This window comes from Micromonospora sp. CNZ280 (assembly GCF_011759515.1).
Window position 1 is genome coordinate 1,076,074 of the sequence record NZ_JAAOYP010000001.1, and the last position, 15,335, is coordinate 1,091,408.

The window sequence follows — 15,335 nt, forward strand, 5'->3', positions numbered from 1 at the left end:
GATCCCTTGCCCCGCGACCGCGACCAAGGCATGATCGGGCTACGATCGTTGATCCCGGTTCAACGATGGGACGTGACGTGCTCGAACGGTACGAGGTGGAGACCTTCCTGACTCTCGCCGAGGAGCTGCACTTCGGCCGCACGGCCGAGCGGCTCGGGGTGACCACCGGGCGGATCAGTCACGTGGTCAAGAAGCTGGAACGCCGCGTCGGCGCGCCGCTGTTCGCGCGGACCAGCCGGGTCGTCCAGCTCACCGCGATCGGCCGCCAACTCGCCGACGACCTCGCCCCGCTGGTCGCCGGCATGGACGAGGCGGTACGCCGGGCCGTCGACGCCGGGCGCGGCGTCACCGGCCGGCTACGGGTCGCCTTCCTCGGCGAGTGGACCGCGCCGGTGCTGCTCAAGGCGGTCGCCCTGTTCACCGAGCGGCACCCGGAATGCCAGGTGGAGGTGCACGAGGTGCAGCTCTACAACTCGCGGCCGAGCCTGGTGGACGGCTCGATCGACGTGCTCATGGCGGCGTACCCGTTCGACGGGATGGCCTGCGGCCCGCCGCTGCTGATCGAGCGCCGGTTGCTCGCGGTGCCGGCCGGGCATCCGTTGACCCGTGCGGCGTCGGTCTCCCTGGAGGTCCTCGCCGACCATCCGGTGGTCCAGTACCCGGCGGTGACCTCGGCGGAGTTCAAGCGCGACCGCACCCCCGAGCACACTCCGTCGGGCCGGCCGGTGCCGAAGGGCCCCATCGGGAACACGTTCTCCGAGATGCTGACCCTGGTGGCGCTGGGCCGCGGGGTGCTGCCGGTGGGCGAGCACACCCGGCACTACTACCCCCGCCCGGATGTCGCCTACGTGCCGATCCACGACGCACCGCCGATCCGGCGCGGCCTGGTCTGGCGGGAGGACAACACCACGGCCCGGGTCCGCGAGTTCGTCCGCGCCGCCACCGACGCGAACGCGTGAGGCGATCCACCGCCATGCGACACGGGGAGTTCCGCGATCCACGGCTGGTGACCGTCTACGACGCGGAGTGCCCCTGGTCGCGGGACGACGCCTACTTCGTGGCCGTGGTCGGCGAGACTCCCGCCGCCCGGGTCCTCGACCTCGGCTGCGGCACCGGCCGGCTCACCCTCGCCCTGGCTGCCGCCGGGCACACCGTCACCGGCGTCGATCCGGCGGCCGCGTCGCTGGCGGCGGCCCGGGCCAAGCCGGGCGCCGACCGGGTGACCTGGATCGAGGGCACCTCGGCACGGCTGCCGGCCCGGGCGTACGACGTGGCGGTGCTGACCAGCCACGTGGCGCAGTTCCTGGTGACCGACGCCGAGTGGGCGGCCACCCTGGCCGACCTGCGCCGGGCGCTGGTTCCCGGCGGCCGGCTGGTCTTCGACTCGCGCGACCCGGCGGACCGGCGGTGGGAGCGGTGGAACCCGGTCGACTCCCGGCGGCGGATCCCCCTGCCCGACGGCGGCCTGGTGCGGGCCTGGACCGAGGTGACCGAGGTGACCGCGGTGACCGGCGCGGTGGTGAGCTTCGTCCACCACTACCTCCTTCCGGGCGGCGACGAGTTGCTCAGCTCGGCCACGCTGCGATTCCGCACCGGGGAGGAGCTGCGCGGCTCGCTGCGCGCGGCCGGGTTCACCGTGGAGCGGATCCACGGTGGCTGGGGCGGGGAGCCGGTGGGGCAGGGTGACGGCGAGTTCATCGTCCTGGCCCGGGCCGACAGCGACGATCTTGTCGGTGGCGCGCCGGACCTACCGTGAGGGGCATGGCGAACGCGACCTATGACCGCAAGGAGCAGTTCCAGCAGATCCAGAGCGGGCTGCTGGACGGAGAACAGATCATCGCCGTCTACGACGCGGTCGGCACCGGCACCGGCTTCATCGGGTTGACCGACCGGCGCGTCATCATCCAGGACCGCTCCTTCATCGGCAAGCGGTACGCCATCACCAGCATCCCGTACTCGAAGATCACCAGCGTGAGCGTGGTGAGCAACAAGTCGTGGGGCGGGTCGTTCTTCTCCACCGGTGCCATCGCCATCCACGTCGGCACGCACACCTACGAGGTGGAGTTCCGCGGCGCCCAGAAGAGCCACCACGTGCACAACGTCATCCTGCACTACATCAGCTGATCAGGTCTCGCTGGCCGGGCAGCCGGCGCGTGCAGGGCCCGTCGTGATCCGCCCGGAGCAGGCAGCGCCGGCCACCCGGCAGGAGCACGTCACAGAAGACCCGGTGCCGCAGATACTGCTCGTCCTCACCGGACACGGTCGTCTCGCCCGGGCCGGTCTGCGGCAGCACGCTCGACCAGCGGGCCACCAAGCGGCCAGCCGTAACGCGTCACCCAGGTCGTGGGCGACCACCGGCAGGTGAATGACGAACCGCTGCTGGGCGGTGGCCATCAATCCATCATTGCAAGATAGCTCTGATGGATGTTCCCTACCGGGACACCAGGCTTGGCTCATGACCATCGATCCACGCTCGCACACGCCGGTGTACGTGCAACTCGCCGACCTGATCCGCGAGCAGATCGAGTCGGGCGTCCTTCCGCCGGAGGCGAGCATCGGCAGCGAGACCCGGTTGAGCCAGGAATACGGCGAGGTCGAGCTGGTCCGCCCGCCTTCGACCTGAACCGCCGCCTGTCGGCGTAAGGTCGAACGGGCCTGCGCCACCCGGCCACGCCTACCGTCGGTTCGCACCGCTCACACCCTCGCTGCCCGGCAGTTGACATCACCTTTCCCGGTCACGGCCGTTCATCCTTTGATGACCGCTGACGAGGGGACGCCGTGAAGGAATATCCGCCGGTCGAGGACCACGGGATCATCGGCAACCTGCAGACCGCCGCGCTGATCGCTCGGGACGGGACGCTGGACTGGTTCTGCGCTCCGCGGTTCGACTCGCCCAGCATCTTTGCCGGGCTCCTCGATCGGCAGCGCGGCGGATTCTTCCGGGTCACCCCGGACGCCGTCCGCTACGTGTCCAAACAGCTCTACCTGCCGGACACGCCGATGCTCATCACCCGGTTCATCAGCGCGGACGGGGTCGGCGAGATCACCGACTTCATGCCCGTCGCGGGCGAGCAGGTCACCGACCGGCACCGCATCGTGCGGATCATCAAGGTGGTCCGCGGCAGCATGCGGTTCCGGGCCGAGTGCCGCCCACGGTTCAACTACGGGCGCGAGACCCACCAGATGGAGCGGTACCCGGAAGGGGTTGTCTTCAGCGCCGCGTCGATGGCCCTGACCCTGCACACCACGCGGGCGCCCGGGCGGCTGATCCCGGAGAAGAACATCAGGAGCGAGAACGGGGACCTGATCGCCTTCGCGGACCTGCACGAGGGCCAGACCGGCGCGATCGTCCTGGAGACCGCCGCCCCGAGCGGTCCGCAGGCCTTCCCGTTCCACGAGATCCAGACGATGTTCGAGCAGACCCGCGACTACTGGCGGCGCTGGCTGGACCGCTCCCACTACACCGGACGGTGGCGGGAGATGGTGGAACGGTCCGCGATCACCCTGAAGCTCATGACGTACGCGCCGACCGGCGCGATGATCGCCGCGCCGACCGCCGGACTGCCCGAGAAGATCGGCGGAACCCGCAACTGGGACTACCGCTACACCTGGGTCCGGGACACGTCGTTCTCGGTGCACGCCCTGCTCGGGCTCGGTTTCACCGAAGAGGCCCACCGCTACGTGGACTGGATCGACGAACGCGTCCGCCAGGCCGGCGACAACCATGTGCCGCTGAAGATCATGTATCGCGTGGACGGCACGTCCGACCTGCACGAGGAGACGCTCGACCACCTGGAGGGATACCGTGGCTCGGCACCGGTCCGGATCGGCAACGGCGCCGCCGAGCAACTCCAACTCGACATCCACGGCGACGCCCTGTACGCCATGTACTTCGCCGACCGGCACGGCATCCGCGCCCCGCACCAGGTGTGGCTCAGCACGGTGCGGCTGGTCGACTGGCTCTGCCGCAACTGGGACCAGCCCGACGCGGGCATCTGGGAGAGCCGCCACCACCCCCGCGACTACACCCACAGCCGGGTCATGTCCTGGGTCGCCTTCGACCGGGCGGTCCGCCTCGCCGAACGGCACGGCCGACCGGGCGAGATCACGCGCTGGGTCGAGCAGCGCAACGCCGTGTACAACCAGATCATGGAACGCGGCTACCACCGGGGGCGCCGCTCCTTCGTACAGAGCTATGGCGGAGGGGTCGTCGACGCCGCCCTGCTCATGATGCCGATGGTCGGCTTCGTCGCCCCGAACGACCCGATCTGGCAGTCCACCCTCCGCACGATCGAGGACGACCTGGTCTCCGACAGCCTCGTCTACCGCTACGACCCGACCCACGCCCCCGACGGGCTGCCCGGCGACGAGGGCACCTTCAACATGTGCACCTTCTGGTACGTCGAGGCCCTCGCCGAGGCCGGGCGCCTCGACGACGCCCGGCTCACCTTCGAGAAGATGCTCACCTTCAGCAACCACCTCGGCCTCTTCGGCGAGGAGATCGCCCCCACCGGCGAGCAGTTGGGCAACTTCCCCCAGGCGTTCAGCCATCTGGCGCTGATCAACACCGCCCTCGCGCTCAACCGACTCCTCGACGAGACCCGCCGGTAGGAGCCGTCCGGTTCGCCCAGGCCAGGTCGGCTGCCTGGCCCCGGATCACACGCTGCTCGGCCGGGTCGGGTCGAACACCTCGCTCACCAGCCCCCGGTCGAGCGCCTTGAGCAGCGCGTCGGTGCCGTCGGTCAGCTTCAGCTCGATCTCGGCCGGATGCAGCGGTACGACCGCGAGCAGCTTGATCTGCCGCCCCCCGTCGGTGACGACGGTCCGCGCCTCAGGTGCGCAGCGCACCATCGGCGTGACCACCGCCGCCACGAACGGCACGTCCGGGGCGTACGGCTGCGCCGGGTCCCCGTTCGGCACCGAGTGCCACGCGCCGATCCAGGTGTCGTACTCGTGGGGCAGCCGCGCCACCGTCTTCAGCAACCGGATCGGCCAGTACGCTCGCTCGTCCCCGAACGCCTCCTGAGACAGCGGCCAGTCCGCCGGTAGGCACATCATCAACTCGGCGTACGGGCTGACGCCGGCCTCCGCCGGCACCGCCATCGGCAGATCGCTCATGCCCGAGGTGACGAGGGTGATCCAGGGCCGGTCCTCGGTCGGCTCGACCACGTGCACGTCGATGTGAACCAGGTCGGAGGCCAACTCGTGCCAGACGAACGCGATCGGTCCGAAGTGCCGCCCGATGTGCCGGTCCACGGCCTCGACGGTGTCCGCCTCGCCGGCGCCGGCCGGCTCCCAAGGCCGCTCACGGGGTGGGTGGCGGAGAATCTCGGAGCCGCGAGGACCCGGCGCGGAAGAAGATCGCATGCGGCTTAGCGTAGGGGCCGGCCGGCGGCCTGTCCGACCCGGTCGACGGCTACACGACCGGTGCCACGTCGGTGCGGTCGAGGTCGTCCGCGCGGTCCGCCAGCCAGCCCACCCGCCATGGCTCGGTCCACGCGAGCCGGCGGTCTCCATGGAATCGGCGTACGGCGTCAGCGCGGCGTACGGAAGTCGGCCGCGTGGTCGCGCGCCCACTGGCGGAACGTCCGGGCCGGGCGTCCGGTCACCTCCGCCACCGTGTTCGTCACCGACTCCGGTTCGTGCACCAGGCGGGCCCAGTAGCTGAGCGCCTCGTCCACGAAAGCGGGGTCGGCCCCGCCGGCGAGCATCTCCGCGCGGGCCTCCGCCACCGGCTGCTCCGCGAAGCGGACGGGTCGGCCGATCGCCTCGCCGATCAGGCGGGCCTGTTCGGCCTGGGTGACCACCTCCGGGCCGGTCAGCTCGTACGCCTGCTTGTCGTGTCCGTCGCCGGCCAGCGCGGCCACCGCCACGGCGGCGATGTCGGCCTCATGGATGAGCGACCGGGCGGCATTGGCGAAGGGTGCCCGCACGACGCCCTCGGCGCGGACCTGCTCGGCCCAGCCGAGCGTGTTGGTCGCGAACCCGCCGCAGCGCAGGAACGTCCAGCCCAGCCCGGACCGCTCGATCAGCTGCTCGACCCCGCCCCAGACGGTGTCCGGCCCGTCCACCGCCTGCCGGGCGGAGAGGTAGACGACGCGGCTCGCGTGTGCGGCGATGGTGTCCACGACCGACGCCGCCCCCTCGACGGAGTAGGACGGCCAGAGCAGGAACACCGCGTCCACACCGGTGAGCGCCTCGGTGAGGGAGTCCGGATCGGTGAGGTCGCCGCGCACCGCCTCGACGCCCCGGGGCAGGCCGGCGGCGGCGGGGTCACGGGTCAGGGCCCGCACCGGGCCAGGCAACTGCGACACCACGTGCCGCCCGACGTTTCCGGTCGCGCCGGTCACCAGGATCGTGTTTCGTTCCGTCATGCCACGATGCTCGGACTTCAACCGAGGTTGAAGTCAAGGGGTACCGGTGAGCCCGAGGTGCGGCAGCCCTGCGGTGCCAACAGAACGGCTCTCGGAGGTGGTCGAGGGTGGTCGACCGGGAGAACGTGCCCAGGCTGTGTCAGGTGGTGCTCGACTGCACCGACGCCAGGGCTCTGGCGGAGTTCTACCGGCGCCTGCTGGGCCTGGTCTACCGACCTGGCGACGAGCCGCCGGCGGCGGGACAGGTCGACGAGGGCGGTCGCGACTGGCTCGTCCTGAGGACTCCCGGCGGCGTCCCTCAGCTGGCGTTCCAACAGGTGGATCACCTGCCGGAGGTGACCTGGCCGGAAGGTCCGGTGGCCCAGCAGCTGCACCTGGACCTGACCGTGGAGTCGGTCGAGGAGTTGCGGGTCCAGCACGAACGCGTCCTGAACCTCGGTGGCCGGCTGCTCTACGACCGCATCGACGACCCCGACGAGCCGCTCCGCGTGTACGCCGACCTGGCCGGGCACCCCTTCTGCGTCTTCGTCGCCGCGTACAGATCCGGGCTCTCAGGGCCCGCGTGACGGATCGGTGTCAGGACCTGCCTGATCCACCTTTGCGATACTGAGCCGCGTGATGGACACCCAACGGCTCAGCCTGATCCCACTCGACCGCGCCACAGCGCAGGCGATCGTGGACGATGACCGTGCCGGCAGGGCCTGGCACGAGCAGTTCCCCCGCGAAGACGACCGCGACGGGGTCAACGCGTGGCTGCGCCAGGGCGACCCGGTGTTCGGCAACTTCGTCATCGTCGAACAGGCGTCCGGCCAGGCCGTGGGCACCATCGGCTTCTTCGGCCCGCCCGACGAGACCGGCACGGTGATGGTCGGCTACGGCCTCGTCGAGCCGGCCCGCGGCCACGGCTACGCCACCGAGGCGCTGCGGTCGCTGGTCGATTACGCGGCGCGGCAACCGGCTGCCAAGCGCGTGGTCGCCGATACCGAGAAGGACAACCTGCCCTCGCAGCGGGTGCTCGACAAGGCCGGCTTCGCCAAGACTCACGAGACCGACGACGCCTGCTGGTACGCGCTGGACCTCTAGGTCTGCTGGGTCCGCACCTTCGACTACCTGTGACGACTCCGGAGGGAATCCCTCGTCATCAACGTCTGGCCGGACGGGTCACCTGTCATCCGACACGGGTCTGGCGGGTTCAGACGTTGAAGCGGAACGCAGTACGAATTCCCCGGTAAGGCGGGACTTGGCATTGACCTGACGCATGGGCTGCTGGCTGGCTGCCGGCTGTCGTACTCCGCTTGATGCGTTACACGGTGACTTCAGTTGATGGGCTACACGGGCCTTGAGCATGCCGGATACGGACCGTGACGCCGACTGTCCACGACGACTGGTGCCAGGCATCCGCTTCTGCCGAGAAGCGGATGCCACCGCCGTTGGGTAGATACCCGTCCTCAAGAGGGCGGAGGGGGCGCTATGACGTGTCGCAGGGAGTATTCAGCGGTGGTGTAGGCACCGCCTTGAAAGGCGGCGGCGTCGATCGGGGCTTCTGAACCGGGCACCCGAGCGGCATAACTTTCCGCGTCGTCTACCGGCTGGTAGCCGAGCTGCGCCCCGGCGGCGGTATCCCAGAATGCGCGGGTATTGGCGGAAACGGCATAGGCGGTCACGAAGTGCACGCCCGACGCGGTGATAGCCGCGCGGATGAAGCCGACGCCGTCGCGCGGGCTCAACCAGGTTGCCAGATGTCGGGGTTCGGTCGGCTCCTCCTCGAAACTGCCGATTCGCAGGCAGACCACCGACAGTCCGAACTTGTCGGCGTACAGGCGCCCGAGTGCTTCGACGGCTACCTTGCTCACCCCGTAGAACCCGTCCGGCCGAACCGGTGCGTCCGGTACGACCAGCTGCCCGACCGGGTAGAAGCCGGTGACACGGTTGCTACTGGCCAGGACAACTCGCCCTACCCCCTGTCGGCGGGCGGCCTCCAACACGTGGTACGTGCCCAGCACGTTGCTGTCCAGCAGGTCGGCCAAGGGCGCCTCATCCGGAAGCCCGGCCAGATGCACTACGGCGTCCGCCCCCTCCAACGCGGCAACTACGGCGTCAAGGTCTGCCAGATCCAGTTGTCTCGCCCGCTCTACCGGAGCCTGTGGATGCAATGGAATCCGATCGACAAGCACGAGTTGACGAACCTCATCGCGCAGGTGTTGGCAGACTGCCGAGCCGATCCGACCCGCCGCACCCGTGACCACGACCGTGCCCAGATGTGAACTCATGGCCCACATTCTGGCGGCACGGACCGACAAAATGATCACCGCCAATCTTGCAAGGGCAAGCTCGGCTCGCGCACCGAACGCCCGCTCGCCGCGTGTGGAAGTTGTTTACGCGCGCCGACTGTGACTGGTGACGCACCCTGAGCTATGACTACCTCTCCCGCTTTCGGCCCCGGTGTCGTCTCTCCTGATCGTGTTGTTCTCCGTGCGGCGGTTGCCGCCTACCTCGGTCGGTACCGTGGTAACACGCGGTTGCACACCGAGTCCGACCTGCGTGTCTTCCTGACCTGGTGCACTGGCCAGGAGCTGCAGCCACTGTCGACCACACGCGCGGACATCGAGCGGTACGTGCGCTGGCTCCAGGACGTGCGCCGCTTTCAGGCCTCGACCGTCTCCCGCCGCCTGTCTGACCGCGCCCGCAAGAACCTCGACCGGCACCCCAACTACATCCTTGCCGCCTACATGGCCTCCGGAACGTAGCGACCACAACGAGCGGATCTGCCGAATAGCGGATGCCTGCGGGTGAGGGTGAGAGGGTGGCCTACGCGCCGGCGTCGAGCCTACGTGGATGCCGTCGGCGGGTCCGAGATGCTGCCCGCCAGGTCACTGCGGTGGGATGCGTGCCGCGATCTGCTCCCGCGCGTGCGGGCGCTGAAGCAGTACCCGTACAAGATGTCCACCTCGGTGTATGTCAGCACGGCGCGGATGGCCCGGCAGGCACGAGCGCCCCCGAACTACCGATGAGAGGGTGCGCCGCTGGTCCGGTCTAGACAACTCAGAAACCCTCGGACTGCATCCTCTACGGCGTTCATCATCCGGCTGCGCCGGTCGGTCTTTGGCGGCTCGCCTGACAATCGGGATCCGTCCGGTGGCTCCGCTTCCGTCAGGCATTAGGGCCCGGATCTTCGTCCGGTGACGGCGCCCCGGTGGGTGGTACCGGAGACAGATCCCGGCGGGTGCCGGTGATCCCAGCCGCCTGTTCGTGCGCCCGGTTCAGGATCGCCTCCGCCTCCCGTCGGGCGGTGGTTACGATCCCCTCGGCTTCGAGCCGCGCCTCGGCGCGGTGGTCGTCGGCCTGCTCCTTGGCGAGTCTGAGAATCTGTTCTACCCGGGTGCCCAGGCCGCTGAGGGTTGGCCGCTGCTGGTTCCGCCGTCGTCGTTCCGCTGCGACCGCGGTTCCTGTGGTCGTCCCGTCGCCTGCCACCCCGGCGTCCTCGTCGCGGTCGATCAGGCCGTCCCCGACGAGATCGGACTCGGTCGTACCGACCAGGGAGAGCGCGACGCCGAGCGCGGCGATCGCGACGCCGGACCAGACGGCGGCCGGCCCGAGGGATGGACCGACCGTGGCGCCGACGCCGAGCCCGAAGAGGACGGCGGCAGTCTTGGCCGGCTTGCGCACAGGTCCTCCTCGGGTGGTGCGGGCGTGGGGCTTCCGATTCCAGCATGACAATCGAGTCAACCCGGGTCGGTCCCCGACGGAAGGTCCCGGGCGCACGAGGGGCGCCGGATCAGCCGAGCTCGAAGTCCCCAGTGGCGAACGATCGAATATCCGAATCTGCCGCTGATCGGGCGTCTAGACCGGCGTCGAGGATCGCATGCCCTAGCGATAGGCGGCACGCCAGCTACGCGCTGTGACAGCCGAGCCCGGAGAGCGCCGGCCAACTGTCAGTGCCGCTCACCGTCGACCAGGTGCGCGCGCTCGCCGACGCGATTGCCGCCCGCGACCGGGCGATGGTCGTCGCTCAGGCCGGGTTGGGTCTTCGTCTCGGAGAGCTGCTCGCGCTGCGTGTCCAGGACGTCGACTTCACCGCCCGCCTGGTGTGCATTGAGTGGCAGTTCGCGCCGCAGTCCAAGGTGCGAACAGAGCCCAGGACGCCCCGGTCGCGCCGGCCGATGACGGCACCATCTTCACGACCCATGACCTGCGCCACCACTACGCCTCAGTCCTGCTGGTGCAGGGCGAGTCGGTTATCACCGTTGCCGAACGGCTGGGGCACGAGAATGCGACCCTAGTGCTGTCAACGTACGGGCACCTGATGCCGGACTCGGAGGAGCGCACCCGCCGGGCGGTCGAAGAGGCGCGGGGCTGTGCCCCCGGTGTGCCCCAGGGTGCGGCGCCAACCTCCTGACCTGCCAAAGCGGGCCGGGTTCAGACGTTGAAGCGGAACTCCACCACGTCGCCGTCCTGCATGACGTACTCCTTGCCCTCGATCCGGACCTTGCCGGCCGCCTTGGCGGCGGCCATGCTGCCGGCCGCGACCAAGTCGTCGTAGGAGACCACCTCGGCCTTGATGAAGCCACGCTGGAAGTCGGAGTGGATCACCCCGGCGGCCTCCGGCGCGGTCGCGCCGATCGGGACGGTCCAGGCCCGGGCCTCCTTGGGCCCGGCGGTGAGGTACGTCTGGAGCCCGAGCGTCCGGAAGCCCACCCGGACCAGCTGGTCGAGGCCGGGCTCGCTCTGCCCGATCGACTCCAGCAGCTCGCGGGCCTCCTCCTCGGGCAGGTCCACCAGCTCGGACTCGATCTTGGCGTCCATGAAGATCGCCTCGGCGGGGGCGACCAGCGCGCGCAGCTCGTCGAGGAACTCGGCGTTGCCCAGCTCGGCCTCGTCGACGTTGAAGACGTACAGGAACGGCTTGGTGGTGAGCAGGTGCAGCTCACGCAGGTGCTCCAGCTCGATGCCGGCGTCCTTGGCGCCCGCGTACAGGGTGACGCCGGTGTCGAGCAGCTCGACGGCCTTCTTGGCGGCGGTGGCGGCGGCGGCCCGGTCCTTGCGGAGCTTGGCCTCCTTCTCCAGCCGCGGCACCGCCTTCTCCAGCGTCTGGATGTCGGCCAGGATCAGCTCGGTGTTGATCGTCTCGATGTCGTCGGCCGGGGAGACCTTGCCGTCGACGTGCACCACGTTCGGGTCGGAGAACGCCCGGACCACCTGGCAGATCGCCGAGGCGTCGCGGATGTTGGCCAGGAACGCGTTGCCCCGGCCCTGCCCCTTGGAGGCGCCGCGCACCAGGCCGGCGATGTCGACGAACGACACCGGGGCGGGCAGCACCTTCTGCGAGCTGAAGATCTCGGCGAGCTTGTGCAGCCGCTCGTCCGGCAGCCCGACGACGCCGACGTTGGGCTCGATGGTGGCGAACGGGTAGTTCGCCGCGAGCACGTCGTTCTTGGTCAGCGCGTTGAACAGGGTGCTCTTGCCGACGTTGGGCAGGCCGACGATGCCGATGGTGAGACTCACGACGGGCCAGCTTACGCCGTCCGCCCCCGTCAGCCGGAACGCGGTGCGGTGTCGCCGACCACTGCCGATCGGATCTCGGAAGCAAGCGGCCCCCGACGGCCCGCTTCCGTTCCAAGATCCACCGGGTCAGCCGAGCAGTCGGGGCTCGATCGGGGTTTCCCGGGGGGTGCCGTCGGGGGTGCGGGTGACCTCGTACGCCGAGACGCCGGGGCGGTCGGCGACCGCCTCGACCAGCTTCTCGCCCCGGTAGAGCAGCCCGGTGCCGTCGTCGGTGCAGTGCGCGGTCGGCAGCGTGCCGTCGCCGACCAGCCGGTGCATCAGCGGCCGGCGCTGCTCCTCGCTGTCGTAGTGCACGCCGTTGCCGTAGGGCAGCCACCCCAGGCCGTCGGTGAAGCCGCGCAGGTTGGTGCCGAAGCTGTCGGTGGCGCCGCCGACGTGCCAGCAGATCGAGCCGGCGGAGACGCCCCCGAGCACCACCCCCGCCTCCCAGCACTCGCGCAGGATCTCGCCGAGGCCGTGCACCCGCCAGACCGCGCAGAGGTTGGCGACGCTGCCGCCACCCACCCAGACCACGTCCTGGCCGAGCAGGTGGGCGCGGATGTCGTCCACGTTCGGCATGGGGAACAGCGCCAGGTGCGACATCCGGAACCGGCTACCGGCGAACGCCTCGTAGACCCGGGTCAGCGTGGTGGGCTGGTCGCCCTCGGCCTGGTTGAGGAAGCAGATCTTCGGCTGCGCCCCGGCGCCGGCCAGCTCGGCGGCGAGATCGAAGACCGGGTTGATCCGGCGCTGCTCGCCGTCTCGGCGCGGCGCGTAGATGCCCATGCTGGTGGCGAGGATGGTCGGTTCGCTGGCGGGCACGGGTCCTCCTTCCGTCGAGGGCTGACGCTGCCCATCCTGCCCGAGCCGGCGATCCCGGCGACCGCCGGGCGCGGTCCGCGGGCCGGTCACCGCTCCCGGTCGGTGATCGCGCCGAGCAGCGTACGGAGCAGGTCGGCGAGGCGGTCCTGGTCCTCGGGCGGCAGCGCGTCGAGCAACCGGCGCTGCACGGTCAGCCCCGCCTCGGCGGCCTCCTCGACCAGTTGTCGCCCGGCGGGGGTGAGCGTGACCTGGAGCCCCCGCCGGTCGGCCGGGTCGGGCGAGCGGCGGACCAGCCCGGCCCGTTCCAGCCGGTCCAACCGGCCGGTCATCCCACCGGAGGTGAGCATCATCGAGGCGGCGAGCTGCTTCGGCGCCAGCGTGTACGGCTCACCGGAGCGCCGCAACGTGGCCAGCACGTCGAACTCGCCCCGGCTGATCGACCAGCGCGCGTAGGTGCGTTCCTGCTCGTCGCCGACCAGCCGGGCGATCCGGTAGATCCGGCCGAAGACCGCCATCGGCTCGGGCCGCATCCCGGGCCGCTCGCGCCGCCACTGCTCGACGATGCCGTCCACGTCATCCCGCTGCGCCACTCCCGGATTGTGCCGCACGCCGCACTTCCCCTTTCGCTTGACCTCAAGTAGCTTAGCCCTAAGCTATTTGTCGTCAAGCTATCTCGGGAGCACCGATGGACCGCCGCTGGGCCGACCCCCTGCTCACCGCCGTCACGCCGATCACCTGGGGCACCACGTACCTGGTCACCAGCGAGTTGCTCCCGCCCGGCCGACCGCTCTGGTCCGGCGTGATCCGGGCCCTCCCGGCCGGCGTACTGCTGCTCGCGCTCACCCGGCACCGCCCGCACGGCGCGTGGTGGTGGCGGTCGGCGGTGCTCGGCGCGCTGAACATCGGGGCGTTCTTCCCGCTGCTCTTCTACGCCGCCTACCACCTGCCCGGCGGCACCGCCGCGGTGCTCGGCGCCACCCAACCGTTGCTGGTCGCCGGGCTGACCGTGCTGCTGCTCGGTGAACGGCCCCGGCCCCGGGCGCTGGCCGCCGCGGTGGCGGCGCTGGTCGGGGTGACCCTGGTGGTGCTGCGCCCGACCGCCGGGCTCGACCCGGCCGGCATCGCAGCCGGACTGACCGGCACCGCCGCGATGGGCACCGGCCTGGTGCTGACCCGCCGCTGGGGCCGGCCGCCCGGGGTCGGCACGCTCACCGCCACCGGCTGGCAGCTCGCCGCCGGTGGGCTGATGGTGGTGCCGCTGGCCCTGGCCGTCGAGGGTCGGCCGCCGACGCCCGACCTGGCCGGCCTGGCCGGGTACGCCTGGCTGACCCTGGCCGGCACGGCGCTGGCCTACGCGCTGTGGTTCCGCGGCGCCGCCCGACTGCCGGTCACCCAGGTCTCGCTGCTCGGGGCGCTCAGCCCGCTGACCGCCGCGGTGCTCGGCTGGGTGGTGCTCGGTCAGGCCATGTCCGGCTGGCAGCTGGCCGGCTTCGCGGTGGCGGTGGGCGCCACCGTGGCCGGGCAACTGCCACCCCGACCGGTCGGCGCCGGTCAGCCCCGCTCGGCCGGGCCGGGCTGGCGGGGGATCATCGCCGCGATCCGCCCAGCGGCGTCGGAACCGGGCCGGGACGTGGTCGGCGCGGCCGGTGCGAACGGCTCGGCCGCCGGTGGCCGGCCGGTCGCCGCCCCGGCCACCGGCAGCTCCCCGGGCGCGAGCGACCCCGGCGGCATCTCGCCGGCCGCGACCAGGGGCAGCGTGAAGCGGGCGTCGGCGGCCGGGCCGGCCGCGTACGACTCGCGGAGCATCCAGCGCACCTCGTCGGCCGTCCAGCCGAGCCCCGGGCGGCCGGCGATCTCGCGGAGCAGGCGCAGCCCCACCCGGGTGTCGTCGTCGTAGAACCGCATGCACCAGTGGTGCACCCACATGCCGAGCGCGCGCAGCCCCGGGGCGTCGAGGGAGCGGACCAGCCGGCCGCAGGCCGTGTCGCCGAAGGCGCGGCCCGGGTCGCCGGCCCGGTCCCGTTCGATGGCGCCGACCGCGGCCGGGGCGACCGCGCGCATCCGGACGTAGAAGCCCTGCACCACCGCCCGGTCCAGCGGGGGGCGCCCGTCCCGTGTCGACGCCGCTTCCCGACCCGCCACGCTCGCCATCGCTCGCACCCCTTCTTGAGTTGGTGCCGGGACGGTACCGACCACAACCGACAGTTTCGGCGGTCGACGGCGCCCGGCACCGCCACCGCCGGCCGGTCACCGGCCGGTGTCGTCCGCCGCGGACGGGCCGCCGGGCGCCCGGCCCCGGCGTCGGTGACCCCAGTCGACCAGCGGTTGCAGCACCGTCATCAGCTCGGCGCCGTCGCGGGTCTGGGCATAGCGGATCTGCACCGGGGACGTCGGGATCACGGTGCGCTCGATGAGCCTGTCGGCCTCCAACCCCTTGAGCCGCTGGGCGAGCAGCCGGTCGGAGATCCCGGTCACCGCCGCCCGGTACTCGCCGAACCGGCGGGCGCGGTCCGGGGCGCCGGCGCGGGCGCTGGCCGGCCGTCCCGGCGGTGGCGGCGGACGCCGGCCGCACGGCCATGTCCGATTCCCGCGAGCCAG

18 protein-coding genes and 3 pseudogenes are annotated in these 15,335 nt (G+C 71.1%); 11 read left to right on the forward strand and 10 right to left on the reverse strand.

Going from position 1 to position 15,335, the window contains the following annotated elements; translation table 11 throughout:
* Positions 1 to 77 precede the first annotated feature (77 nt).
* Genes FHX32_RS05080 through FHX32_RS05090 form a run of 3 tightly spaced genes read left to right on the forward strand, consistent with a single transcriptional unit; the run spans position 78 to position 2,124 of the window.
* A complete protein-coding gene (locus tag FHX32_RS05080; RefSeq protein WP_167182244.1) occupies positions 78 to 959 on the forward strand; it encodes a LysR family transcriptional regulator in 882 nt (293 codons plus the stop codon).
* A 14-nt stretch (positions 960 to 973) separates the two neighbouring features.
* Positions 974 to 1,756 (forward strand): class I SAM-dependent methyltransferase, encoded by a 783-nt coding sequence (locus FHX32_RS05085; RefSeq protein ID WP_167179685.1) that lies wholly within the window; start codon positions 974 to 976, stop codon positions 1,754 to 1,756.
* A 5-nt stretch (positions 1,757 to 1,761) separates the two neighbouring features.
* Positions 1,762 to 2,124 (forward strand): PH domain-containing protein, encoded by a 363-nt coding sequence (locus FHX32_RS05090; protein WP_167179686.1) that lies wholly within the window; start codon positions 1,762 to 1,764, stop codon positions 2,122 to 2,124.
* Here the strand turns inward: FHX32_RS05090 and FHX32_RS05095 are convergent.
* A pseudogene (locus tag FHX32_RS05095) lies at positions 2,117 to 2,394 on the reverse strand (hypothetical protein). The gene FHX32_RS05090 and the pseudogene FHX32_RS05095 sit on opposite strands and share 8 nt — an antisense overlap.
* A 61-nt stretch (positions 2,395 to 2,455) precedes the next feature.
* Between FHX32_RS05095 and FHX32_RS05100 the strand changes: the two are divergent.
* Positions 2,456 to 2,623 carry a GntR family transcriptional regulator gene (locus tag FHX32_RS05100; protein WP_167179687.1) on the forward strand — a complete coding sequence of 56 codons (168 nt, stop codon included), beginning with the start codon at positions 2,456 to 2,458 and terminating at the stop codon, positions 2,621 to 2,623.
* A gap of 155 nt (positions 2,624 to 2,778) precedes the next feature.
* Entirely contained in the window at positions 2,779 to 4,611 is a 1,833-nt protein-coding gene (locus FHX32_RS05105) for a glycoside hydrolase family 15 protein (protein ID WP_167179688.1), read from the forward strand.
* 45 nt (positions 4,612 to 4,656) lie between these two features.
* Here FHX32_RS05105 and FHX32_RS05110 read toward each other — a convergent pair whose 3' ends face one another.
* Together FHX32_RS05110 and FHX32_RS05115 are read right to left on the reverse strand one after the other, a co-directional pair.
* Complete coding sequence (locus FHX32_RS05110; protein ID WP_486480914.1) at positions 4,657 to 5,256, reverse strand: suppressor of fused domain protein; 600 nt, start codon at positions 5,254 to 5,256, stop codon at positions 4,657 to 4,659.
* Positions 5,257 to 5,534: 278 nt separating this feature from the next.
* Positions 5,535 to 6,374: an NAD(P)H-binding protein gene (locus FHX32_RS05115; protein ID WP_167179690.1), complete on the reverse strand. Its 840-nt coding sequence runs from the start codon at positions 6,372 to 6,374 to the stop codon at positions 5,535 to 5,537.
* A 107-nt stretch (positions 6,375 to 6,481) separates the two neighbouring features.
* Between FHX32_RS05115 and FHX32_RS05120 the strand changes: the two genes are divergently transcribed.
* Together FHX32_RS05120 and FHX32_RS05125 are read left to right on the forward strand one after the other, a co-directional pair.
* A complete protein-coding gene (locus FHX32_RS05120) occupies positions 6,482 to 6,940 on the forward strand; it encodes a VOC family protein (protein ID WP_167179691.1) in 459 nt (152 codons plus the stop codon).
* A 52-nt stretch (positions 6,941 to 6,992) separates the two neighbouring features.
* Positions 6,993 to 7,457: a GNAT family N-acetyltransferase gene (locus FHX32_RS05125; RefSeq protein WP_486481080.1), complete on the forward strand. Its 465-nt coding sequence runs from the start codon at positions 6,993 to 6,995 to the stop codon at positions 7,455 to 7,457.
* Between the two features lie 365 nt (positions 7,458 to 7,822).
* On the opposite strand, the gene FHX32_RS05130 is transcribed toward FHX32_RS05125, so the two are convergent.
* Positions 7,823 to 8,644, reverse strand: coding sequence for an NAD-dependent epimerase/dehydratase family protein (locus FHX32_RS05130; RefSeq protein WP_167179693.1), 822 nt, complete (start codon positions 8,642 to 8,644; stop codon positions 7,823 to 7,825).
* 249 nt (positions 8,645 to 8,893) lie between these two features.
* Here FHX32_RS05130 and FHX32_RS05135 point away from each other — a divergent pair, with 249 nt between their 5' ends.
* The gene (locus FHX32_RS05135) at positions 8,894 to 9,121 is read left to right on the forward strand and encodes a site-specific integrase (RefSeq protein WP_167179694.1); all 228 of its coding nucleotides are present in this window, start codon (positions 8,894 to 8,896) and stop codon (positions 9,119 to 9,121) included.
* 403 nt (positions 9,122 to 9,524) lie between these two features.
* Here FHX32_RS05135 and FHX32_RS05140 read toward each other — a convergent pair whose 3' ends face one another.
* On the reverse strand, positions 9,525 to 10,040 hold the full coding sequence (locus FHX32_RS05140; RefSeq protein ID WP_167179695.1) for an ATP synthase F0 subunit B: 516 nt from the start codon (positions 10,038 to 10,040) through the stop codon (positions 9,525 to 9,527).
* 332 nt (positions 10,041 to 10,372) lie between these two features.
* Between FHX32_RS05140 and FHX32_RS34400 the strand changes: the two genes are divergently transcribed.
* Entirely contained in the window at positions 10,373 to 10,654 is a 282-nt protein-coding gene (locus FHX32_RS34400) for a hypothetical protein (protein ID WP_486481081.1), read from the forward strand.
* The gene (locus FHX32_RS34405; protein ID WP_486480915.1) at positions 10,594 to 10,770 is read left to right on the forward strand and encodes a hypothetical protein; all 177 of its coding nucleotides are present in this window, start codon (positions 10,594 to 10,596) and stop codon (positions 10,768 to 10,770) included. Before FHX32_RS34400 ends, FHX32_RS34405 begins: the two co-directional genes overlap by 61 nt.
* A 20-nt stretch (positions 10,771 to 10,790) precedes the next feature.
* On the opposite strand, the gene ychF is transcribed toward FHX32_RS34405, so the two are convergent.
* From ychF to FHX32_RS05160, 3 genes are all read right to left on the reverse strand, one after another.
* A complete protein-coding gene (gene ychF / locus FHX32_RS05150) occupies positions 10,791 to 11,876 on the reverse strand; it encodes a redox-regulated ATPase YchF (RefSeq protein ID WP_167179696.1) in 1,086 nt (361 codons plus the stop codon).
* A 126-nt stretch (positions 11,877 to 12,002) separates the two neighbouring features.
* Positions 12,003 to 12,737, reverse strand: a complete 735-nt coding sequence (locus FHX32_RS05155; RefSeq protein WP_167179697.1) for a peptidase E — start codon at positions 12,735 to 12,737, stop codon at positions 12,003 to 12,005.
* Positions 12,738 to 12,823: 86 nt separating this feature from the next.
* The gene (locus FHX32_RS05160) at positions 12,824 to 13,327 is read right to left on the reverse strand and encodes a MarR family winged helix-turn-helix transcriptional regulator (protein WP_486480916.1); all 504 of its coding nucleotides are present in this window, start codon (positions 13,325 to 13,327) and stop codon (positions 12,824 to 12,826) included.
* Between the two features lie 95 nt (positions 13,328 to 13,422).
* Here FHX32_RS05160 and FHX32_RS34875 point away from each other — a divergent pair.
* Positions 13,423 to 14,190: pseudogene (locus FHX32_RS34875) on the forward strand (EamA family transporter); the annotation flags it as partial.
* A gap of 263 nt (positions 14,191 to 14,453) precedes the next feature.
* Here FHX32_RS34875 and FHX32_RS34880 read toward each other — a convergent pair.
* Together FHX32_RS34880 and FHX32_RS34885 are read right to left on the reverse strand one after the other, a co-directional pair.
* Positions 14,454 to 14,888 (reverse strand): annotated as a pseudogene (locus FHX32_RS34880) (hypothetical protein); the annotation flags it as partial.
* 96 nt (positions 14,889 to 14,984) lie between these two features.
* Entirely contained in the window at positions 14,985 to 15,335 is a 351-nt protein-coding gene (locus tag FHX32_RS34885) for a winged helix-turn-helix transcriptional regulator (RefSeq protein WP_167182248.1), read from the reverse strand.